At 45.6% G+C, this 20,447-nt stretch carries 23 protein-coding genes and 4 riboswitches; of the genes, 17 read left to right on the forward strand and 6 right to left on the reverse strand.

Annotation, left to right across the window (positions count from 1 at the left end):
- The 4 genes from ACIZ62_RS06485 (at window position 1) to ACIZ62_RS06500 (ending at window position 1,913) form a co-directional block, all read left to right on the forward strand.
- Window positions 1–960, forward strand: a complete 960-nt coding sequence (locus ACIZ62_RS06485) for a D-2-hydroxyacid dehydrogenase (protein WP_414151513.1) — start codon at window positions 1–3, stop codon at window positions 958–960.
- A gap of 262 nt (window positions 961–1,222) precedes the next feature.
- Complete coding sequence (locus tag ACIZ62_RS06490) at window positions 1,223–1,390, forward strand: 4Fe-4S binding protein (RefSeq protein ID WP_111887446.1); 168 nt, start codon at window positions 1,223–1,225, stop codon at window positions 1,388–1,390.
- A gap of 14 nt (window positions 1,391–1,404) precedes the next feature.
- Window positions 1,405–1,605 carry a hypothetical protein gene (locus ACIZ62_RS06495; RefSeq protein WP_414151514.1) on the forward strand — a complete coding sequence of 67 codons (201 nt, stop codon included), beginning with the start codon at window positions 1,405–1,407 and terminating at the stop codon, window positions 1,603–1,605.
- Window positions 1,606–1,628: 23 nt separating this feature from the next.
- Window positions 1,629–1,913 (forward strand): DUF5320 domain-containing protein, encoded by a 285-nt coding sequence (locus tag ACIZ62_RS06500; protein WP_111887444.1) that lies wholly within the window; start codon window positions 1,629–1,631, stop codon window positions 1,911–1,913.
- 43 nt (window positions 1,914–1,956) lie between these two features.
- Here ACIZ62_RS06500 and crcB read toward each other — a convergent pair whose 3' ends face one another.
- The 5 genes from crcB to ACIZ62_RS06525 all read right to left on the reverse strand — a co-directional run bounded on the left by crcB (window position 1,957) and on the right by ACIZ62_RS06525 (window position 4,767).
- Window positions 1,957–2,328 (reverse strand): fluoride efflux transporter CrcB, encoded by a 372-nt coding sequence (gene crcB / locus ACIZ62_RS06505; RefSeq protein ID WP_414151515.1) that lies wholly within the window; start codon window positions 2,326–2,328, stop codon window positions 1,957–1,959.
- A gap of 12 nt (window positions 2,329–2,340) precedes the next feature.
- Entirely contained in the window at window positions 2,341–2,778 is a 438-nt protein-coding gene (locus ACIZ62_RS06510; RefSeq protein ID WP_414151516.1) for a fluoride efflux transporter FluC, read from the reverse strand.
- Window positions 2,779–2,877: 99 nt separating this feature from the next.
- A riboswitch (Fluoride riboswitch) is annotated at window positions 2,878–2,937 on the reverse strand.
- Between the two features lie 589 nt (window positions 2,938–3,526).
- A riboswitch (Fluoride riboswitch) is annotated at window positions 3,527–3,586 on the reverse strand.
- 92 nt (window positions 3,587–3,678) lie between these two features.
- Entirely contained in the window at window positions 3,679–3,861 is a 183-nt protein-coding gene (locus ACIZ62_RS06515; RefSeq protein ID WP_414151517.1) for a hypothetical protein, read from the reverse strand.
- Window positions 3,862–3,887: 26 nt separating this feature from the next.
- Window positions 3,888–4,604, reverse strand: coding sequence for a hypothetical protein (locus ACIZ62_RS06520; protein WP_414151518.1), 717 nt, complete (start codon window positions 4,602–4,604; stop codon window positions 3,888–3,890).
- Window positions 4,567–4,767 carry a hypothetical protein gene (locus tag ACIZ62_RS06525; RefSeq protein WP_414151519.1) on the reverse strand — a complete coding sequence of 67 codons (201 nt, stop codon included), beginning with the start codon at window positions 4,765–4,767 and terminating at the stop codon, window positions 4,567–4,569. Before ACIZ62_RS06525 ends, ACIZ62_RS06520 begins: the two co-directional genes overlap by 38 nt.
- A 40-nt stretch (window positions 4,768–4,807) precedes the next feature.
- Window positions 4,808–4,877: riboswitch (Fluoride riboswitch) on the reverse strand.
- Window positions 4,878–4,991: 114 nt separating this feature from the next.
- A riboswitch (Fluoride riboswitch) is annotated at window positions 4,992–5,062 on the forward strand.
- Window positions 5,063–5,138: 76 nt separating this feature from the next.
- On the opposite strand from ACIZ62_RS06525, the gene ACIZ62_RS06530 reads away from it, so the two are divergent.
- From ACIZ62_RS06530 to ACIZ62_RS06575, 10 genes are all read left to right on the forward strand, one after another.
- Entirely contained in the window at window positions 5,139–6,818 is a 1,680-nt protein-coding gene (locus ACIZ62_RS06530; RefSeq protein WP_414151520.1) for a dynamin family protein, read from the forward strand.
- Window positions 6,819–7,221: 403 nt separating this feature from the next.
- Entirely contained in the window at window positions 7,222–8,211 is a 990-nt protein-coding gene (gene gshAB, locus ACIZ62_RS06535; RefSeq protein WP_414151521.1) for a bifunctional glutamate--cysteine ligase GshA/glutathione synthetase GshB, read from the forward strand.
- Window positions 8,212–8,408: 197 nt separating this feature from the next.
- Window positions 8,409–8,630 (forward strand): FAD-dependent oxidoreductase, encoded by a 222-nt coding sequence (locus tag ACIZ62_RS06540; protein WP_414151522.1) that lies wholly within the window; start codon window positions 8,409–8,411, stop codon window positions 8,628–8,630.
- A complete protein-coding gene (locus ACIZ62_RS06545) occupies window positions 8,548–9,207 on the forward strand; it encodes a hypothetical protein (RefSeq protein ID WP_414151523.1) in 660 nt (219 codons plus the stop codon). Before ACIZ62_RS06540 ends, ACIZ62_RS06545 begins: the two co-directional genes overlap by 83 nt.
- Window positions 9,208–9,222: 15 nt before the next feature.
- Window positions 9,223–10,932: a phytoene desaturase family protein gene (locus tag ACIZ62_RS06550; protein WP_414151524.1), complete on the forward strand. Its 1,710-nt coding sequence runs from the start codon at window positions 9,223–9,225 to the stop codon at window positions 10,930–10,932.
- Complete coding sequence (locus ACIZ62_RS06555) at window positions 10,929–12,062, forward strand: glycosyltransferase (RefSeq protein WP_414151525.1); 1,134 nt, start codon at window positions 10,929–10,931, stop codon at window positions 12,060–12,062. Before ACIZ62_RS06550 ends, ACIZ62_RS06555 begins: the two co-directional genes overlap by 4 nt.
- A gap of 14 nt (window positions 12,063–12,076) precedes the next feature.
- Window positions 12,077–12,562 (forward strand): hypothetical protein, encoded by a 486-nt coding sequence (locus tag ACIZ62_RS06560; RefSeq protein ID WP_414151526.1) that lies wholly within the window; start codon window positions 12,077–12,079, stop codon window positions 12,560–12,562.
- A gap of 238 nt (window positions 12,563–12,800) precedes the next feature.
- Window positions 12,801–14,456 carry an amidohydrolase gene (locus ACIZ62_RS06565; RefSeq protein WP_414151527.1) on the forward strand — a complete coding sequence of 552 codons (1,656 nt, stop codon included), beginning with the start codon at window positions 12,801–12,803 and terminating at the stop codon, window positions 14,454–14,456.
- A gap of 175 nt (window positions 14,457–14,631) precedes the next feature.
- Complete coding sequence (locus ACIZ62_RS06570; protein WP_414151528.1) at window positions 14,632–15,294, forward strand: Crp/Fnr family transcriptional regulator; 663 nt, start codon at window positions 14,632–14,634, stop codon at window positions 15,292–15,294.
- A gap of 180 nt (window positions 15,295–15,474) precedes the next feature.
- Window positions 15,475–16,860 carry a hypothetical protein gene (locus ACIZ62_RS06575; RefSeq protein ID WP_414151529.1) on the forward strand — a complete coding sequence of 462 codons (1,386 nt, stop codon included), beginning with the start codon at window positions 15,475–15,477 and terminating at the stop codon, window positions 16,858–16,860.
- Between the two features lie 164 nt (window positions 16,861–17,024).
- On the opposite strand, the gene ACIZ62_RS06580 is transcribed toward ACIZ62_RS06575, so the two are convergent.
- Complete coding sequence (locus tag ACIZ62_RS06580) at window positions 17,025–17,942, reverse strand: LysR family transcriptional regulator (RefSeq protein WP_414151530.1); 918 nt, start codon at window positions 17,940–17,942, stop codon at window positions 17,025–17,027.
- 153 nt (window positions 17,943–18,095) lie between these two features.
- Between ACIZ62_RS06580 and ACIZ62_RS06585 the strand changes: the two genes are divergently transcribed.
- From ACIZ62_RS06585 to ACIZ62_RS06595, 3 genes are all read left to right on the forward strand, one after another.
- Complete coding sequence (locus ACIZ62_RS06585; RefSeq protein WP_414151531.1) at window positions 18,096–18,983, forward strand: 4Fe-4S binding protein; 888 nt, start codon at window positions 18,096–18,098, stop codon at window positions 18,981–18,983.
- A gap of 374 nt (window positions 18,984–19,357) precedes the next feature.
- On the forward strand, window positions 19,358–19,480 hold the full coding sequence (locus tag ACIZ62_RS06590) for a GTP-binding protein (protein ID WP_414151532.1): 123 nt from the start codon (window positions 19,358–19,360) through the stop codon (window positions 19,478–19,480).
- A gap of 148 nt (window positions 19,481–19,628) precedes the next feature.
- Window positions 19,629–20,435 carry a methyltetrahydrofolate cobalamin methyltransferase gene (locus ACIZ62_RS06595; RefSeq protein ID WP_414151843.1) on the forward strand — a complete coding sequence of 269 codons (807 nt, stop codon included), beginning with the start codon at window positions 19,629–19,631 and terminating at the stop codon, window positions 20,433–20,435.
- Window positions 20,436–20,447: the final 12 nt, after the last annotated feature.

Below are 20,447 nucleotides of genomic sequence, written 5' to 3' on the forward strand. Positions count from 1 at the left end.
ATGAAAATAATCGTTTTAGATGGCCATACATTAAATCCCGGCGATCTCAGTTGGGATGGTCTGGAAAAATTAGGGAAGGTAACGGTTTATGATCGGACGACCAAAGCCGATGTGATCCAGCGGATCGGGGATGCAGAAATAGTTATCACCAATAAGACCGCCATCACGAAAGAAATCCTGACAGTCTGCCAACAGATCAAATACATTGGGGTGTTGGCTACCGGCTATAATGTCGTGGATGTAGTTGCAGCCGCAGAGCGGGGCATCACAGTGACCAATATTCCCACCTATGGTACTGATGCGGTCTCTCAGTTTGCGATTGCTTTGTTGATGGAATTGTGTCATCGTATTGGCGATCATTCCCGTTCGGTGTTTTCTGGTGACTGGGCCAATAACCCAGATTGGTGCTACTGGAATTACCCGCTGATTGAACTAAGTGGAAAAACCATGGGGATCATTGGCTTTGGAAAAATCGGCCAGCGCACCGGGCACATTGCTCAGGCTCTGGGGATGAAGGTGCTGGCCAGTGACATCAATAAGTACCCGGAGCTGGAATCAGAAACCTGTCAGTACGTAACGCAGGATGAACTGTTTGCAGTAGCCGATGTGATCATCCTTCATTGCCCACTTTTTGACGAGACCCGGGGGATCATCAACGCGAAAAATATTGCGAAGATGAAAAATGGGGTTTTGATTATCAATAATTCCCGCGGCCAGCTGATTGTTGAAGATGATCTGCGGGATGCCCTCAACAGCGGCAAGGTGGGGGGCGCAGCAGTGGATGTCGTGTCCACGGAGCCCATCAAACTAACCAACCCGCTACTCAAGGCTAAAAATATCATTATCACGCCGCATATTTCCTGGGCACCCCGGGAGAGTCGGCAGCGGCTGATGGACATTGCTGTGGATAATTTGGCTTGCTATCTAAAAGGTAATAAAAGAAATGTAGTGAGTCGTTAGAGTTTAAAAAAAAGCACATTTTGTTTTCAGACTATTGAAAACAAAATGTGCTTTTTTAAGGTTGATAAATGGTAAAAAGTAACGCGAAGCAGATCACGATTAATAACGATGGAAAGTGAAATTTTGATAATAAAGGGAGAGATAAGAAAAAAATTAAAAAGAGTTATTGACATATGTTAATAACAGCGATATTATAGTTAATAACATATGTTAAATATAAATAAGACGTCTAACGATTAGGATACAGAAAGGAGGCGATTTGATGGCAGCAGTAGTTAATCAGGAAGAATGCATCGGTTGTGGTAAATGTGAGGATGTGTGTCCGGTTGAAGCAATAAAAGTAGTAGAAGGTAAGGCGACTGTCAGTGATGAATGTATCGACTGCGGCGCATGCGTTGATGAATGTCCGGTTGAAGCGATTAATTTATAGTAAGGAGGATTAAAATGCCAGGAAAAGATGGAACAGGTCCGATTGGTGATGGGTCTATTGGTGGCGGCGGTGGCCGAAGAGGGCAAGGGAATAGCTTTGGAGCACCAGCTTATTGTATTTGCTCGCAATGCGGAGAAAGGGTAGCACATCAAGCTGGACTTCCATGCACTTCGGTTAAATGTCCAAAATGTCAAGCTTTAATGATTCGTGAATAACAAATTAGAAGAGGAGGATTAAAATGCCAGGAAGAGATGGAACAGGCCCGATCGGTGATGGATCAGTTGGTAGCAGAGGCGGGTCAGGTAGTGGCCGGGGCCGGGGTGGATGCAGAAATGGCGGCGGAAAAAACAATCGCTTTGTCAATAATCGGTTTGGCGATCCCTATTGTCGCAGATGGGATAACAGCAACCCGAATGATGTGTCGATGCTGAAAAATCAGGCCGAATACTATGAAAAGCAATTGGAATCCATTAATCAGCGGATTTCCAGTCTGAATGTTGAACGCCAAGTTATCGAAGACTAAAAAAATAGCCTTGAATCACAAAGGATTCAAGGCCGTTTTTTTTTTAATACGTTACACTAGGATAGAATGTCGAAACCAGAATAAAACCCAGATAGAAAGCTAGAAAGCTCAAAACCAGCGTTGCCAGCACATAGATTACGGCACTGAGGATCCGGTTATTTTGAAGCAGCACGAAGTCTTCAAACATAAAGGTGGAAAAGGTCGTGTATGCCCCTAAAAATCCTTCTGCAAATAAACCATAAAGCAGGGATGAAATATCAAAACCAGTGACGATACCTAAGAGAAAGGCGCCGGAGACGTTGATGACGAAGGTACCGACCGGGAGGTGCTTGTGCCGGGAGGCAAAACGTTTGCCCAGATAGTAACGGGTGGTGCTTCCTAAAGCACCACCCACAATAACGCATACAATTTCCATGAGCTGTTTTCCTTAATTGTAATCAATGCTAAATCGGGAGATGAGATTTTTGCCAACCGGATGCAAAATATGATGGCCGATCAGATGGCCAAGGTAAACAGCGCCCACGCCAAGGGTAATGGAGGCCGCTACATAGTAACAAAAAAAACGCAGATAACCGGCATCCAGAATACTAAGGCTTTCTTTGCAGAAGGTTGAAAAAGTGGTAAAGGCACCCAACAGTCCAGCAGTGAGCCCTAGTTTGATATCAGTACTGATCCGCTCAGTTTTAGAGAAAACGGCATTGAGCATCCCCAGGAACAGGCAACCAATCAAGTTGATGACAAGAATGGTTAAGGCCAGATTAATAAGTTGATCGGCAGATTGAAAAAGGGTGGGAGCGCTTTTGAGTTCGAACCGTAATAGGGCTCCGATCGCACCGCCAGCTCCGATAAAATAATATTTTTTCATAACAGTCCTCCTGACTTAAGTGATAAAAATAGTTTGACACGAAGGGATTTAATATGTGGTTTGGGTATTTCAGACAATAAAAAACCTGCAGCATTGAAAAATCCTGCAGGAGTCATCAGCTGGTTAGCAATTCAGGTGAACTCCATCACCTTGTATGAAATAATGTTATCATGACGCAATAATCGTGTCAATCAAACGCTGCACTGTAATCGAAATCAAAATTAAAAAGTTTGAAATAAGCAAAAATAATAAATGTTTTATTAGGATACGGTAACTATCATGATAATTTCTGTTAAACAAATGTCCGAATATTTCTGATAAATGATAATTGAGAGGGTTGTGAACAAAATTCTGAATATAAAATAGGTACGCATTTTTCTATGAATTTTTTCTAAAGCCTCAAGAAGATCAATGAGTTCGCTCAAGTCATTAAGCAGTATCTTTGAAAGTCATTTTGTAATGGGTGAGATGCTTGAAGAAAAAAATATTTCAGTACAACGTCACAAAAATTGCACTGAAATAAAGGGATAAATATGAACTGATAGTGAAAATAAACCAGCGAGTCCCATAAATAAGTTAAAGCGGATTAAGATTGTCAGGAAAAAAGCTTTTTGATCAGCAGCGGCTGGAAAATAGCGGCCAAATTAGGTTTGTCAAAAAAGCGATTACTAGACTGCGATCTAAATCACTGCGATCTAAATCGAATAAGAAAAATTGAGCAATAAAAAAACCTGCTGAAATGCAAAGCAATACAGCAGGAGTCATTAGCTACTATGCAATTGTGGTGAACACCATCACCTAATTTATTTGAATTTATCTTAACACGGTGTAAAATATGTGTCAACGAAATGGTTGTCTGCAATCGTAATCAGAATACTAATAATAAAAAGCTAACTATTCTCAAGAACCGCTACGGTTAAAGACCTGGGCAAATAGATCATTGCCGAAACTGGTGGGAAGGGGCTCACCCGGCAGAATTTGAAAGGTTCGGTGGTCATCCTCATTGCGTTCAGCTCTTAAAAACAGGTAATGGGGATTACTTTCCTGATAAAAGTTGTTGGCAAAGGCAAAAAAATGGGTCACAAAAACAACCCGGATATCTTTTGAGATCAGGGCTTTGACAATCTGTCGGGCAATTTCTGAACCCTCCCGCTCATTGGTGGAAGCAAAGGATTCATTGAATAAAACCGCGCTTGGGGTGCGATTTTGTCGATAATTGTGCTCATGCGGTTTAATTCTTCATCCAGTTGTCCAAAGGATTGGGGATATAGTTTAGCCGCCAGGTTTAAGATGTTATTTTCCACATGGGTTGCCAATCCTTCATGGAGTTTGTCTTCCTGTTTGGTAGCTTGACGTTTAGGGTTAAAACGTTCCAGCAGCTGAATGACCTCGCTGCTGTGATCGGGTTCCCCTTCATACTTTTTCACCTTGACGGTATCGCCTTTGATCAGGATGCAATAATCCAGTGCAAACAGTTCATCTTTGAGACGGCTGGTTGTTTTGCTGAGATTCACAAAAGCATTGGAATGGATATAGTCACCAAGAAAATCGCCCAGAGATAAAAAGCCCAAGGCTTTTAAATCGCTATGCGTAAGACATTCATAATAACGTTTGACTTCTTCACAGTAGGTTTCAATGATGTCCAAATAGCGACCCTTTTCCAGATAATCCTGATGCTTGTCCCCAGAACGGTTGAGACTGGTCAGGCATTGATCGAATTGCTGATTAAGGGTGAAAATTTTCTCGGAAAAAGCTGAGCTTGATCTAAAGAAATCATCTTTTTCTAAATCAGTGACAACCGCTTGACGAAAATGGATGTTTTCCATTTGTTTTAAGGGTGAAAAAAAAAGACTTTAAATCATAGTCATCTTTATCCAGGGTAATCGCTTTAATGAGCTGGTCCAGATTAAGATTCTTGAAATAATTGGGTTCCTCAATAACAGGTTTTTCCTCATAACCGGTTTGATATAAAATACTCTTAAATTCCATACGGCCTCCTAAATAACAAAAAAAGCTGACAAATCCCGCACATCGTGCAGAAGTTATCAGCTTTTGGCGTTTAAGCATTTGCTAGGGGAAACTTCATTCCCTGTGATGAGTATAGACAAATGGCATTCATTTGTCAAGCATATTCCGGTTAAGGCACTTCTAATTAAGGTTTCCTGAGTTGCGGTCGCATTTCACGTTGATATTTTGGTGCGAATCGATTAAACTATCAATTAGGTGATGAAGTTCGCCCTGGCACTGGCCAAAATGCTGACACGCTGATGACTTCTGTTAATTAAACAGAAGCATCGGCTTTTTTAATTTGAACAAGCATCATCTTTGATCAAAAGATCTGTTGAAGAGAGGAATTGTAAATGAGTAAAAAAAATATAATGACAACAATTGATGATGCGGCAACTTTGCTTCAGGGAATAGGTGTATGCGAAGAAGACATCCGTAAAATTGAAATGCTTAAAACAAAAATAAAAAACCGGGAGCTGGTGATTTCGGTCATCGGCCAGTTCAAGCGAGGGAAGACCTCGTTTATCAATGCTGTGCTGGAAGCGGCGGTGCTGCCGGTGGGGATTATTCCGGTGACCTCGGTGGCCACCAAAATTCAGTATGGTGAAGCGTTGGCCGAGGTTCATTTTAAAACCGGAGACCACCAAATAGTGGCTCTGGATCAGCTAGTGGGGTACATTGCTGAACAGCAAAATCCCAACAACCAGAAAGGTGTTTCTTTTGTCAATCTTTTTTTGCCGGATGATTTTCTAAGAGCGGGCATCACCCTGGTGGATACGCCCGGGGTGGGGTCGATTCATCAGAATAATACCGATGAAGCCTATGCCTTTATGAGGGACAGCGATGCGATCATTTTTATGTTGTCGGTGGATAGTCCGATTAACGAAATTGAACGGGAGTTTTTGATAGAAGCCAGAAACTACGCCGCCAAGTTTTACTTTGCCATTAATAAGATCGACACCATCAGTCCATCAGATCTGGAAGCCTATCTGGGTTATTGTCATGATATTCTTTGTGAGATTATGGCCGTGGAGGCGATCGAACTTTTTGCCATCAGTGCCAAAACCAAAGTGGGAATCGATGCGCTTTTTATTAAAATAGCTGAAGACATTAAGGTTTCGGCCGATCGGATTATTATGAATTCGGTGCAGATCAAGTTTCGGGAGGTACTGAGAGTGGCCCTTTCCCACCTGGAGCTATACCGCCGGGCTTATGGCATGCCCCTAAAAAACCTGGAGGAAAAACGAAGCGAACTGGAAGAAAAACTGAGCAGTCTGGATCAGATCACCCGAGATTCTACCTTTTATTTGTTGTGCCATATTGATGAACTACTGGAGCAGATCCGGGCGGAGTTACAGGATGGTTCAGCCGGAATTCGGGATGTACTATCTGCGGAAATGGCAGCGGTCTATGAAAAGAATCGGAATGCGAAACCGAAAGAATTGGAAAAAATGTTGATGGCCTTGCTGGAAAACCAGCTAACAGCCCATCTCAATGAACTCAGCGAGCGGGGACTGGCGAGTCTTTCGTCAGGGTATGAACATCTGGCAGAGATTCTCAATCAGAAGATCGTTGACTTGAAGGCGTTTCTGGTAAAGGTGGTGGCGGAACTCTTCGGCATTAGCTATCAGGTTGATACCATGGCGCATACGCTGTCGTCCCGGGATGATTTCTATGTGAAGGTCAATCAGAAACCGGCGGCCTTTCTGGTGGATATGAATGATCTGGTTTACCTGTTGCCCCTGGGTTACGCCAATAAAAAGATCTATGCCCGCTATCAGAATAAGATGCAGACGGACGTGGAGCACAACATCAATAACATGATCTATAATTATCAGTACAAGATCCGCGAGAGTGTCAGGGAGTTTAAGGCGGTACTGGAGCGGGAATCGGACGCATTGAAACAGGATCTCAGTGAGTTGATGAATCGGGTCGTTGCCGACAAAGAAGCGAGCAGCCAGACGCTTGGTGAAAAAATTAAAGAACTGGACACCGTTTGCCAGCAGTTAACCGTCATATTATCAGAATTTTAAAGTAAATAATACAAGCTGTAGTAATGTTACTCGCTGCCGGACATTTAAAAGTAAATAAAGCCATTAGCGGTATGATAAAAGAAAACAATTGCTTAAAGTAATCAAAGTCGACGAGTGACATGGACTTAAAAGAACGCGGGAAAAATTAAACCAGGATCCCTGCCGTTTTTGTAGTGCTTAAGAAAATAGAATCAGAGTATCTTGGGGGGATGGCAGGAAACCAGGAAAGTGGTGTTATGCCCTTCCTACAGAGTTATTCGGTCTGGTTGTGATTTGATCGCTTGTAAGAGCTATTACGAGCTGACACAAGATCAGGTTTTAAACCAATGGCGGAGAGTTACGAGATAATAGCAATTATATTAAAAGGAAAAGATGACAACGTCTCTTTTAGAAAGTGGTCACTATGTTTACAAATAATCAGGATGGATTGGAATTGTCGACGTTAATGTTGATTAATGCGGCCGAGCGCAGAGGGATTGAAGTCGAGATCCTGGATCTTGAGGATAATTTTATTCGCTTGAAGAAAGGCGATAAAATAGAATATGTCAAGCAAGCGACCCGGACATCCGCTGACACTTATATTGCGCCACTAATGATGGAGAATAAGGAAGTCACCAAGGTGGTTCTTCGCGAAAAAGGCATCCGGGTGCCGGCGGGGATTATGGTCAAATCGACTACTGAGGCCATGGCTCACTATCAAGAATTCCGGGGCAAAGACATTGTGGTAAAGCCCAAATCCTCCAATTTTGGGATTGGGATTGTGATTCATAAAAATATTCAGTGTGAAAAATGCTACCAGCTTGCAGTGAATCAGGCGTTTACCCATGATACTTCGGTGCTGATTGAAGAATTTGTGCCAGGCAAAGAGTACCGCTTTCTGGTTATTGATGATGAGGTGGTGGGGATTCTCCATCGGGTACCGGCCAATGTGGTAGGTGACGGAGTTCATTCGATTGCCGCGCTGGTAGTGAAAAAAAACCAGAATCCGCTCCGGGGTAAAGGTTATGTGTCACCGCTAGAAAAGCTGCGATTGGATCACACTGAAATTGCCTTTCTCAGTGAACAGAATAAATCGATTGAGACCATTCCTGAGGTTGGCGAAACCGTCTATCTCCGGGAAAATTCCAACATCAGTACTGGTGGTGACAGTATTGATTTTACGGATGCGATCAGCGCTGATTACAAGGCCATTGCCGTTAAAGCTGCTCAGGCGGTGGGGGCTAAAATCTGCGGTGCGGACATCATCATCCAAGATCTTCAAAAAGTCCCTGACGACAAGAATTACAGTATCATCGAACTGAATTTTAACCCGGCTTTACATATTCACAATTATCCCTTTGTTGGTGAGAACCGCCATGTCGATGACAAGGTGTTGGATCTGCTGGGATTTTAAACGGGTGCTAATAAGGCATGAATAGGGGTATCTCTTAGATCGTTTGAGCACCTTTAATGAGTGCTTTTTTCAATCGGTTTATGGTGATTAAAAAGCGAGTATGATAAAAAAAACAACACTTCTCCGGGCGTAATTGTAATGATTTAGGGTATGAACAGATAACAATACAAGAAAATGAGCGCAAAGAGGGAAAAGTTATGGAATATGATGCAATTATTATTGGTGGCGGATTGTCAGGCCTGACCGCCGCGAGTCTGTTGGCAAAAAGTCGATTAAAGGTGGTTGTGATTGAAAAAAGCTATAATCCCGGCGGCTCCTGCGGGATTTTTAAACGTAATGGCGCGACCTTTGATATTGGCGCGGCGATGCTGTTACGTCGAACTGGCCACGCCCCGGACGATCGAGCGCTATACCAATAAAAACGGTGGAGCGGTAGCCGGTCCCAAACAGATGCTGGGGCAGCATATGTTTAAGCGGCTTCATACCCGGACCGAATGGGGCAATCTGTTCAGCTGCGGCGAATCGACCGTGATGGGCACCGGCACCCCAACCGTGACCACATCGGGGATTTCGGCGGCTAATACAGTGCTCAAGAAACGGGGCCTGCAGCCCTATGTTTATCAGCCAGAGCGAAAGAAGATGGTGCGGCTCCTAGACAAACCGGTGACCGCCGAGAAACTGTATGCCGATGTCCCGGCCGAAATTCGGAGTCTGATGCAGAAAGCCTCCCGCTGTGAATACTGTGAGCATCCCTATTGCTCGATTGGGATGCAAGCCCGGGGGCGGGATCTGGATATCCGTGGCATCATGCGCCGGGTCACGGTGGGAAATCTGGTCGGCGCCAGGAAACGGCTGGAAGCCTATTGCGATGAACACCAGATCAGGATTGAAACAACACCGTTGGATCTGGCCCTTTGCGAAAGTCGCTGTATTCAGAACACCAGAAATAGTAAGCCAGTGGCGATTCAGGCAGTGATCGATGGGTTGCTGGGGTAGATGGAGGTGGTTGCGATGATGGATTTTAAAAAAGACGATGCAAACGGAACAGTGGCTGCCGGGAACGATTATGATGTGATTGTCATTGGTGCCGGGATTGCCGGATTGACCAGTGCCGCCTATACTGCCAAAGCCGGTTATACGACCCTGCTCTGTGAAAAAAATGAAAAACCCGGGGGGTTGGTGGGGAGTTTTAGTCGCAATGGTTTTACCTTTGACGCCGGCATTCGGGCTTTTGAAAACTCGGGGATTGTTTTTCCGATGCTTGCGCAGCTGGGAATTGCTATCGAGTTTGTCAAAAATCCAGTGATGATCGGCATTGAAGATACCCATATGACTTTAAAAGGGGTGGAAAGTCTAGCTAATTATGCTGCCATGTTGACTGCGAAATTTCCCGAAAATCAAGCGGAAATTGCCGCCATAATCAGTGAGATCCACAAAGTAACCGGGTACATGGATGTACTCTACGGCATCGAAAACCCACTGTTTAAGGATTTGACTATGGACAAGGACTATCTGTTTAAAACCCTGCTGCCATGGTTGCTTAAATACCAGGTGAATATTCGCAAAGCCCAGAAACTCAGTGAACCGATCGAGGATTATTTGCGGCGCTTTACCAAAAATCAAGCGCTGATCGATGTCATCATTCAGCATTTTTTTGAAAAGATGCCGACTTTTTTTGCCCTCAGTTATTTTGGCTTATACAGCGATTATAGCTATCCGATCGGTGGTACCGGGCGGCTGGTTACCGCGCTGCGTGATTTTATTGCTGGCCATCAGGGCGAGTTGGCGCTAGGCACCGAGATCAGCCAGATCGATGTCCGCGCCCGACGGGTGACCACCCGGGATGGCCGCTGCTTTGGTTATCGGGAACTGATCTGGTGCGGGGATATGAAGGCGCTTTATACTGCCGTTGATTTTGCAAAATCAGGGGAACACAGCCGTCGGGTCCGAGAACAGCAACAAAAGATCTGCCAAAATAGGGGCGGGGATTCGATTTTCACCCTCTACCTGGGGGTTAATCTGGAGTCGTCTTATTTTGCTCAGCGCTGCGGCCCTCATTGTTTTTATACCCCCAGCAAGGCCGGTCTTTCGGCCATCCAGTCGGAACACTGGCAGGCGGTGCTGGCAGATCCGAATCGATCGGCGATCGATTTGCAGAGTGCTCTGAAAGCCTGGGTCCGGGAATATCTGGAACTGACCACCTACGAGATTTCCTGCCCGGCGCTCCGCGATCCGGCCCTGGCTCCAGCCGGAAAAACCGGGGTGATTGTCAGCACCTTAATGGATTATCGGCTGGTTAAAGCCACTTTTGAAGCGGGCTGGTATCCGGCCTTTAAAGCCTTATGCGAAGAGCAGATAATGGCGGTGCTGGAAAACAGCGTTTTTCGCGGCTTGACCGAACAGGTTGAGCAGCGTTTCAGTTCCACCCCCTTAACGATTGAGCGGATCACTGGAAATTCCGGCGGGGCTATTACCGGCTGGGCCTTTTGCGACGAGGGGACCGCCGGAAAATTGCCGGCGGTTAACCAGTTTCGAAAAATTGTCAAAACCATTGCGACCCCGCTGTCCCATATTTCTCAGGCCGGGCAATGGACCTTCAGTCCCTCAGGACTGCCGGTCTCGATCCTGACCGGTAAGCTGGCGGCAGACGGGGTGATCAAGCGGCTCGCAAAACAGGACCGAGCGGGTCAATCCGGTGATGCTTCGGGAGCCGGCCGATGATCATCGTCGGGGCCATGATGGTGCTGGGGCTGGTGGCCAGCTGGATACTTTTTTATCGTTTTCCCGGATTGGAGCGAGGTGATCCGCAAGATCCAGGCAAAAAAACACCCCAGCTTTCGATTATTATCCCGGCCCGGAACGAAGAACAAAACCTGGCCTTGCTGCTGGGCGATTTAAAAAAGCAGACGCGTGACATTCACGAAATTATCTGCGTCGATGACGGCTCCACCGATCAAACCGCCAGCATTGCCACGGTTTTAGGGGCTCGACTGATTACAGCGACCCCCAAACCAGCTGGCTGGTTGGGCAAGTCCTGGGCCTGCCAGCAGGGCGGGGCGGCCGCTACCGGGGCACTGCTTCTATTTCTGGACGCCGATGTACGGCTGAGTCCGGCCGGGATCGGCAAGCTGTTAAAGGCCCATCAAAAAAACGGTTGGGTGATCTCAGTGATGCCCTATCATCAGATTAAGAGCAAAACCGAATCGTTGTCGCTGTTTTTTAATTGCATCCAGATGGGGGCCAATGGCCTGGGCTTGCCGGCGGGGCGTAAAAAAAATAAAAAAAACAGCCATCCTTATCAGATCGGCCTCTATGGTCCGGTGATCATGATCAGTCGGGCCGATTATCAGGCCGTCGGCGGTCATGTCGCCATTAAAGACAGCATCGTCGATGATATGGCGCTGGGTGAAAAACTCCGCGAAAAAGAAATTCCCTTTGCTCTGTTTCTGGGGGATCACGACGTTTCCTATCGGATGTACCGCGGTGGGCTACGAGAGCTGATCCAGGGTTGGACCAAAAACCAGGCCGTCGGGGCGGCGAAAACACCGCTGCTGATTCTAGTGCTGGTCTTTTTCTGGATCACCGCGGTAGCCTCGGCGCCGCTTTATCTGGCTCTTAATCTGGTCTGGCAGCAGTGGCTCAGGGCCGGGTTAATGGCCTTGTGCTATGGTATCTGGGTGCTGGAACTGAACCGCATCGCCCGGCATATCGGTAGCTTCTCAGTGATCAGTATCGTTTCTTATCCACTACTGCTGCTTTTTTATCTGCTGATCTTTTTGCGTTCGCTGGTAAAAAAAATACTGGGTCGCCCGGTGATCTGGAAAGACCGGGAAATTAGACTGGATAAATAAGAGAGGAGAAGCGCATGCGAATCATTTTTCTGCCCCAAGGATTGACAGTTCTTCTGTGTTTTATTGTCTGGCCGTTTCTTATGGTTGCAGCTGCCTTGATTTGTACTCGCTTGCCGGATCGTTTTTTTAACTATGCCACCTGGTTTTACCGGGCCTATCCCTGGGAAAAAGACGGGGAGATCTATGAAAGGTGGTTCCGGGTGCGGCGTTGGAAAAAATACCTGCCTGATGGCGGCTCGCTGGTCAAGGGCGGCTTTGAGAAGAAAAAGCTGATCAGTTTTAAAAAAGATAATCTTGACAAATACCTGTTGGAATCCTGCCGCGCCGAAATGATTCACTGGTTGGCGATTCTACCATTCTGGGTGTTCGGCTTTTTTACACCGCCAATTGTAATACTCTATATGTTGATCTTCGCCCTGGCCGTTAATCTGCCTTGCGTGATTGCCCAGCGCTATAATCGGCCGCGGATTGTCCGGATTATTAGAGCGGATCGGATTTAAATAAGTGGAGGAGATAAGTGTAACCTAATTGAATAAAAGGATGGTTATGCTTAACAAGTACTAAGAATGATGTTGTTAATAATTTCTGCAGAGTTCCGAATTTTACTATTATTAATGTTTGAGATGGTGTAAGATTGAATTAATTTAATCGAAAAAACAAGGGCGTTTTGAGCTATTCAAAGCGCCCTTTTTTTGGTTAAAAGCGCACACTCAAAAAGTGAAATGGAGGGCAGGGTCAATGAAAAAAAGATGGTCACCAACAGCAGATCTAGTCATAAAGAATGTGACGGTCTATACTGTAGATCTATCAGTTTCCGAAATAAGGGGCGGAAAAACTGATTTTACGGTTATCGAAAATGGTTTTGTGGCAGCTAAAGATGGAAAAACAATTGCCGTAGGCAAGGATTTTGATGAAAAAATGGTCGGTTCGGTGACTCAAATTGTTGATGGGAGTGGCAAGGTCCTGATTCCGGGGCTCATTGATTCCCACATGCACGCGATGTATGCTGGTCTGGAACTGACGCATCTCAATTTAAAGAAAGCTAATTCCAAGAAGGAATGTATCGAACTTTTAAAAAGCAGAGTCGCCACCACACCAAAAGGGGAATGGATCCGCGGCAGCGAATGGAATGAACTGGTCTGGGAGATTAAAGACGCCCCAACCAAAGCGGACCTGGATCAGGTGACCACTGATCATCCCATTGTTTGCAGTCGATTATGTCATCACGTTTGTGTGGTCAATTCAAAAGTTCTGGAACTTGCGGGCATCAATAGAGATACAAAAGATCCCGATGGCGGACAGATTGGGCGCGATAGCGATGGCAATCCCAATGGACTTTTGTATGAACCGGCGGCAATGGGAATGGTTGAGTCGATGATACCGGAGTTAACCGAAGCGCAACGGCTATTGGGCATTGAAGAAATGGGCAAGGTGATGAGTGCGGCAGGGATCACCAGTTGCATTGATGCCAATCTGACACCCGATGATATGAAGGCCTACTTACAAGCTGCCAATAACGGGAAATTATCCTACCGGGCCAATCTGATGTTTTACCTGGACAAGGCGGCCGGAGATATTCCATTTCATTTAAAGCGCATTGAAGAAATGCCGGCAGTAACCGGGTTTGGCAACGAAATGGTCAAGATTAATGGTATCAAGATCCTTTTTGATGGAATTCCGGTAACCGGCACCGCGGCGATGCGAAAGCCTTATGAGCATCTTCCAGAAACAAGTGGCGAAACAACCATCTCGGCAGCGGAAATGTTCGAAGTTGCTAAGTTAGGGGCCCGGTACAATTGGCAGATTGGCGTTCATAGCTGCGGCGATAAATCAGCGGATATCGCCATTGCAGCATTTATTGAAGCCTACAAGGTGAATAATAATGATGCCAGACACTATATCATTCACCATGCCGTCATGCAGCCCGATCAGATTCCGTTGCTTGAAGCCTATAACATTCCCATTACGGTTCAGCCAACCATCAATTCACTGATGGGCGAACAAAGTATTATTGGTGATGAGATGGCAGGACGTTATATGCAGTATAAAACCTTTATGGATGGCGGCGTTCTGGTCGGCGGTAGTTCAGATTGCCCCGTTGTGGATTGCAATCCGTTTTTGGGCATCCATAGTGCCATCACCCGGCTAAGCGTGGCTGACGGCGTGGTCTGGAGTCCCGAACAGGTTTTGACACCGGCGCAAGCTTTGATTATGTGGACAAAAAGTTCAGCCTATTTTTCACATGATGATGATAAAATGGGCTCCATTGAAGTCGGTAATTTGGCCGATTATGTCTTAATTGATACACCCATACTAACAGCTACGCCGGAAGAAATTCTTAACACGACGGTAGCTAAAACCATTTTAAGCGGCAGGATCGTTTACGAAGCATAGTTTAGACACTCTTTGCGGCGGAATTGACTTTCCCCAGTGAAGAGTGTTTTTTGTATTGAATTTGTCGGGTGCAGCAAAAAAAACGCAACACGCATTGAAAAAATCGAATTATTTCGGTATACTTAAAGGCAGCTAACGGCTTTATGAGACAATCCAGAATGGAAAGGCAGGCACTATGGAGCTGCAATATTATTTTGCCGATGATTTTTCGGCGTTTGAAGATTATTTTGCCAAGATCAGAAATTCGGTCCGGCGTTATCAGAAAAACGAGCCGGTCAACGGCTTTGGAGAGCCGATGGATGAGATGTATTATATCACCTGCGGCACGATGTCTGGTTCCTTTATTCATGAATCTGGTAATGTCAAAACCTCGTCATTTTACGGCAAGGGTTATCTGGCACCCCTTTATTTTCCTGGGGAAATTGAAATGATGCGATCCTTTGCTTTTACCGCTGTGACTGATCTGGAAGTCTATGTCTTTAATCGGATTGGCTTTGAGCGGTATGTTAACACCAATCCGGCCCTGAACGTGGCGATGTATCGTGCCTATATTAAATTGGTTTCTTTAAATGGTCAGGAATTAGCCAACCAGTTATTTTCAACCGGGATGGAAAAGATCTGCAATTTCTTTTATATCTATTTGAAAAACACCAATGATCATAACCAGTGGATTCCCTTTTCGCAGCAGGCCATTGCCGAATTTGTAGGTCTGAACCGGGCCAATGTGGCCAAATATCTTAAAGTACTCAGGGAAGAAAAGGTTATCGATACCCAGAGAAACCATATAATTGTGATAAATATGGAAAAACTGCGTCATTTTTGCTCAGAAAACATTTAAACTTTCTTAAAATAAATAATATTTACAAAAATAAGCGTCCTTATGTCTTTTGCGAGACAGAAGGACGCTTTAAAATTTGCTAAGATAATGGTAACAATGTAAACCTTTAACCATCAATCGGGGAACCCGGTAGCAAAATTATTCTAGTTCAAAATCTAACTAACTATATGGAGGAAAAAAATGAGCGATGTTCAAGCCTTACAACAGCAACGCGGTAAACTGTACAGTGATTTCTATTCAAACACAATTCCCGAGCGGATGCCGATCGGGATAACGCTGCCCCAGCATCTTGTCGCAGAATATGGTGGTCAGAACCTGTTTGATTTTCAATTCAATTATGCGATGCTGGCTGATCCGGCCCGGGAACTTTGTGCTAAGATCTATTCCGATTCCTGTCTGGTGGCACCGGCTAACTTTCTCTTATCCCGGACGCCGTCGATGTATCAGCTTTATGGCTCCCAGTCCTTTGTCATGGGGAATGGCGGATTTGTTCAACACCCGGAGGTGGTCGGGATGAATGATGACGAATATCCCCAATTGATTGATAACACCTTTGATTTTCTGGTGGAAACGGTTATTCCCCGGCAGCATAAGAATCTCGATCCTAAAAATCCGATTAAAATGGCCACCGCTATCCAAATGGGGAAGATGGCCTTGCAAAATGACGAAATGGCCTTTCTGCCAACCTTCTTTGAACTGATCCAGACTCACGGCTATTATCCCGGCAGTCCCCTGGGTTCCTTTAATTTCACCGAAGCCCCGCTGGACTTTATTGCCGATCAGCTGCGTAGCTTTTCGGGCATCAGTATGGATGTCCGTCGTTATAAAACCCAGCTTCAGGAAGCTGCGGCGGCGGTGATGCCACTACTTTATCATTGGGGGTTGCCGGGAAATATCCATCCGGAAGGATCGGTCTTTATTCCCTTGCATATGCCAACCTTTATGCGGGAAAAAGATTTTGTTGAGATTTATCTACCTTCCTATAAAATCATGCTGCAGCAATACGCGGCAGTGGGCGCCCGTCCCAATATGTTCTGTGAACACGATTGGAGCCGTTATCTGGATATCCTGCTGTCGGAAATTCCGGCCGGATGTCAAATGGCTTTTGAATACGGTGATCCCCAGACCATCAAGGATAAGCTTGGGAAGAAATTCTTACTCACCGGATTGTTCCCCAGCAGTTCATTGAAGACGGATACTCCGGTCCAGATTGTTAACCGGGCTAAAGCCTTCCTGGATATTATGCTTCCTGGTGGCGGTTACATTTTTGGTTTTGACAAGAATCCACTGACCTTAAAAGAAGTGAATCTGGAAACCTTGGCGGCGCTAACTGAGTATATTCGGGACAATGCCAGCTATGAAAACCCCGGTGAATCCTTCGGAATGCCACTTAACAGTGAAGGCTTTATCTTCGACGAAAAATTGGTTCCAAAGCCAAAGTCTCAATACTTGTTCGATTGGGCTGAATTTAAAGAAAAATATCCGCTAACCCCGGACTTTGCTCAAGCAAATTTCGAACGATTCAGCAAAGAAACCTTTGATTTTTATATGAATCTGCTGATCTAAGACACAACGAAAAGGAACGATTAAGATTATAATCGGAGAAAAAATATATGGCAGCATTCCGGGCCGGGGTGATTGGTGCGGTGGGGAAGTAACTGCTAATTAATTAAAACGCACACAAGTCCCTTGCAGCCAGACGATGATCTGGTGGCAAGGGGCTTGTTTTCTTATTGCAGGGTTCCAAAGGACTGATCGCTGGGGAGTTCCTGGCTACCGAATTCCCGGGTTAACTCCATAAATCCCTGCATCCCGGAAGTGATCTGTTTATGCTTATGATAAACCAGGTTAAAGCTTCGGTCCCAGTTGTTTTCTGGATGTTTTATCGCATAAACACTGCCGTTTTTTAGCTCATCTTCCACCAGTCGGATGGAAATGGCAGCTAGGGCATTGTTTTTTTGAACTATCGTTTTGATGATTTCCGGAGCGGTGACCTCCCAGCCAATTTTTAAATGGAAGTCCCTGCTTCGGGCAAAGGATTCAAATAATTCGCGGGTGCCGCTACCATCCTCCCGCATGACGAAGGTTTCATTTTCCAGTTCCCAGGCCTCAATGTGCTTTCGTTTTGCAAATGGATGGTGGGGGCTGCAGATAATCACTAAATAATCCGGGATCACGGGCTCGACCATCAAATCCGGATGGCGAACCTCGCCTTCCACCAGGCCGATATCCAGTTGGGACTGGAGCAGTTGTTCTTCAATGATTTTGGTATTATTTACAAAGTTAAAGGGATCAACATTGGGATGACAGGTTTTAAAATCGACCATCAGCCCGGGGATGATACAGGCACCCACTGTAATGGTGGAGCCAACTTTCAGTACCTCTCTATCCCGCATGTTTAGCATGTTTTCTTCCAGGGTGTCAAATTGCCGGATGACCATCCGGGCCTGACGGCACAGCAGTTTTCCAGCCTCAGTGAGATAGATTCCTTTGCCTAAGCGTTCAAAAAGCAGGCATCCATAATGGTTTTCCAATTCTTTAATCACCTGACTGACCGCAGGCTGGGTGATATAGAGTTTTTTTGCCGCTCCCGACATGGAGCCAGCTTCGACCACAGTAATCATAATTCTAAGATGACGAATGTCCATGGAACCTCCTTGCACATTTATTAATATAAGTAAATCTTATCGGTGATATAAAATCTTATCATTTTAATTATCGTTTAGCAAGTGCTATACTAAATGTACATGTACATGAAATAAGAAAGAAAGTTAACAATAGGGCCTATTTCGAGAAATAAAATGTCAACACTGACAATCAGTAAGGATGAAGAAAAAAAAGTTAAAGCCTTGGGGTTTTTAAACAACAAAGGAACCGATGCGTTCTCAGGACGCGTCATTACGCGAAATGGGGTGACTACCGCCGATGAGATGCGATGCATGGTAGAAGCGGCCGAAAAATATGGTAATGGCAACCTGACCCTGACCACCCGGTTGACGGTTGAATGCCAGGGGATTCCCTTTGAACAGATTGAGAACTTCAGAAATCATTTAGCGACTGCGGGACTGGAAACCGGGGGAACCGGGGCTAAAGTTCGTCCGGTTACGGCCTGTAAAGGCAGTACCTGTCAATACGGGTTGATCGATACCTTTGGGTTGTCCCGGGAAATTCATGAGCGCTTTTATGTCGGGCACAAGGATCTGGCGCTGCCCCATAAATTTAAAATCGCCGTCGGTGGCTGTCCCAACAACTGTATGAAGCCGAATCTTAACGATTTGGGAATTATTGGACAATGGATACCAGTTATAAACTCCGAAGCATGTAAAAATTGCAAAAATTGCGGGGTCAAAAAAGTCTGTGGAGTTGAAGCTGTTCAGTTCGACAGCGGTGTGATTTCAATCAATCGGGAAAAGTGCAAAAACTGTGGCCTTTGCATTGGCAAATGTCCGTTTGATGCCGTCATCGGCGGGGGAATCGGTTATCAAATTGTGATTGGTGGGCGTTGGGGCAAACAGATAGCCATCGGTAAACCGCTAAATCGAATTTTCACCGATCCGGAAAATGTATTAAATCTGATTGAGAAAATCATTTTCTTTTATAAAGAACAGGGACTGCCCAAGGAGCGTTTTGCTCAGACCATCGCCCGCTTGGGATTTGTTCGGGTGGAAGCAATGCTGCTGGGAGATTAAGTCGCGGTGTTGGTAAGTTTTAAATAATTGATCAGCAATGCCTGGTGGTTGACTGTTGGCTCAGCAAAAAAAGACATCATAAAATCTTCACAAGAAAAGCATTAAAGATCTGGAGTTCACCAGGTCTTTTTTTATTGCCGGAAATATCGGAATCATCCTATCTTTCCCTGAAATAATGTCGGGATTTTACCATTTGATGAAATGGCCGGATGCTGTCTCGGAAAATAAGCGGGAATTTTCATAAAATGATGTGATTTCGTCCATATCTTCATCGTTTTCATTCGGATATAATGCAGATATTACAAAAACGAAGGAGCTGATACGATAACACATGATAAAAGATACAAAAGAAATGGGAACAGGAGGCGAAAGCTTTGAAAATATTGATACTGGGTGGTTTTCTGGGATCCGGCAAAACATCGGTGCTGCTGCAACTGGCCCAATATCTGGTGCAGCAATCTTCTGGGAATCAAAAGAGTCGGGTGGCGATCATTTAAAATGAAATCGGCTAGAGTTTTTGAATGGTGTGATGGACCTGACGGCCCAGCCCTGCTGGCGGTCAGCGAGGCAACCCTTAAGGCATTGGAGCCCTTTCTGGCCGGGCTGGAAATTAAAAATAATGAAGAGAAATTAGGAGAACAAAGCATGATCATCATCGGAGAAAAAATCAACGGCGCCATTCCCGCCACGGCTAAAGCCATTGCGGCGCGGGATGCCGAGTATATTACGCATATGGCCCGGATTCAGACGGCGGCCGGGGTGGACTATATCGATGTCTGCGCTTCAGTCGAGAATAACGTTGAGCTGGAGACCATGAAATGGCTGATCGACATCGTCCAGGAAGTCACCGAGACCCCGATTGCAGTGGACAGCCCCAACGAACAGACCTGCATTGCGACCATGAACTACTGCAACAAACCGGGGCTCTTTAACTCGGTTTCGATGGAAGGCAACAAGGTCGATGTCGGATTTGCGGCCATTGCCGACACCAGCTGGGAATGTGTGGCACTGCTTAACAGCGACAAGGGCATCCCCAAAACCGCCAAGGATCGGCTGGATGTGTTTGCCGATATTATGGCCAAAGCTAAAGCATACGGGATTGACCCCTCGCGACTGCATATCGACCCACTGGTGGAAATGCTCTGCACCTCGGAAGAGGGAATCGCGGTGGTGACGGATGTGATCCGGGAGATCAAGAATCAATACCCGACCATCCACGTTACCGGGGCGATCAGCAACATTTCTTTTAATCTGCCGGCCCGCAAAACGGTTAATATGGGCTTTACAGTCATGGCGATGATGGCCGGGTTGGACAGTGCTATCCTTGATCCCACTGATCGGGATTTAATGGGGATCATCTTTGCCACCGAGGCCTTGATGGGTGACGACGAATATTGCGTCGAATATATCCGGGCTTACCGCCAGGGAATTCACGGCGCGGTAAAAAAATAACAGTTTAGGGTT

Source organism: Acetobacterium carbinolicum, assembly GCF_047456275.1.
GTDB classification, from domain to species: domain Bacteria; phylum Bacillota; class Clostridia; order Eubacteriales; family Eubacteriaceae; genus Acetobacterium; species Acetobacterium carbinolicum.

What these genes read in the sequence shown, in the direction of transcription:
- ACIZ62_RS06525 (WP_414151519.1), bottom strand. Translation starts at nt 4,767, where the DNA reads ATGGAATTTAAGAGTATTTTATATCAAACCGGTTATGAGGAAAAACCT.
- ACIZ62_RS06580 (WP_414151530.1), bottom strand. Translation starts at nt 17,942, where the DNA reads ATGGACATTCGTCATCTTAGAATTATGATTACTGTGGTCGAAGCTGGC.
- ACIZ62_RS06520 (WP_414151518.1), bottom strand. Translation starts at nt 4,604, where the DNA reads ATGGAAAACATCCATTTTCGTCAAGCGGTTGTCACTGATTTAGAAAAA.
- ACIZ62_RS06540 (WP_414151522.1), top strand. Translation starts at nt 8,409, where the DNA reads ATGGAATATGATGCAATTATTATTGGTGGCGGATTGTCAGGCCTGACC.
- gshAB (WP_414151521.1), top strand. Translation starts at nt 7,222, where the DNA reads ATGTTTACAAATAATCAGGATGGATTGGAATTGTCGACGTTAATGTTG.
- ACIZ62_RS06555 (WP_414151525.1), top strand. Translation starts at nt 10,929, where the DNA reads ATGATCATCGTCGGGGCCATGATGGTGCTGGGGCTGGTGGCCAGCTGG.
- ACIZ62_RS06500 (WP_111887444.1), top strand. Translation starts at nt 1,629, where the DNA reads ATGCCAGGAAGAGATGGAACAGGCCCGATCGGTGATGGATCAGTTGGT.
- ACIZ62_RS06560 (WP_414151526.1), top strand. Translation starts at nt 12,077, where the DNA reads ATGCGAATCATTTTTCTGCCCCAAGGATTGACAGTTCTTCTGTGTTTT.
- ACIZ62_RS06585 (WP_414151531.1), top strand. Translation starts at nt 18,096, where the DNA reads ATGTCAACACTGACAATCAGTAAGGATGAAGAAAAAAAAGTTAAAGCC.
- ACIZ62_RS06485 (WP_414151513.1), top strand. Translation starts at nt 1, where the DNA reads ATGAAAATAATCGTTTTAGATGGCCATACATTAAATCCCGGCGATCTC.
- ACIZ62_RS06575 (WP_414151529.1), top strand. Translation starts at nt 15,475, where the DNA reads ATGAGCGATGTTCAAGCCTTACAACAGCAACGCGGTAAACTGTACAGT.
- crcB (WP_414151515.1), bottom strand. Translation starts at nt 2,328, where the DNA reads ATGGAAATTGTATGCGTTATTGTGGGTGGTGCTTTAGGAAGCACCACC.
- ACIZ62_RS06530 (WP_414151520.1), top strand. Translation starts at nt 5,139, where the DNA reads ATGAGTAAAAAAAATATAATGACAACAATTGATGATGCGGCAACTTTG.
- ACIZ62_RS06595 (WP_414151843.1), top strand. Translation starts at nt 19,629, where the DNA reads ATGATCATCATCGGAGAAAAAATCAACGGCGCCATTCCCGCCACGGCT.
- ACIZ62_RS06545 (WP_414151523.1), top strand. Translation starts at nt 8,548, where the DNA reads ATGGCGCGACCTTTGATATTGGCGCGGCGATGCTGTTACGTCGAACTG.
- ACIZ62_RS06565 (WP_414151527.1), top strand. Translation starts at nt 12,801, where the DNA reads ATGAAAAAAAGATGGTCACCAACAGCAGATCTAGTCATAAAGAATGTG.
- ACIZ62_RS06570 (WP_414151528.1), top strand. Translation starts at nt 14,632, where the DNA reads ATGGAGCTGCAATATTATTTTGCCGATGATTTTTCGGCGTTTGAAGAT.
- ACIZ62_RS06490 (WP_111887446.1), top strand. Translation starts at nt 1,223, where the DNA reads ATGGCAGCAGTAGTTAATCAGGAAGAATGCATCGGTTGTGGTAAATGT.
- ACIZ62_RS06495 (WP_414151514.1), top strand. Translation starts at nt 1,405, where the DNA reads ATGCCAGGAAAAGATGGAACAGGTCCGATTGGTGATGGGTCTATTGGT.
- ACIZ62_RS06550 (WP_414151524.1), top strand. Translation starts at nt 9,223, where the DNA reads ATGATGGATTTTAAAAAAGACGATGCAAACGGAACAGTGGCTGCCGGG.
- ACIZ62_RS06510 (WP_414151516.1), bottom strand. Translation starts at nt 2,778, where the DNA reads ATGAAAAAATATTATTTTATCGGAGCTGGCGGTGCGATCGGAGCCCTA.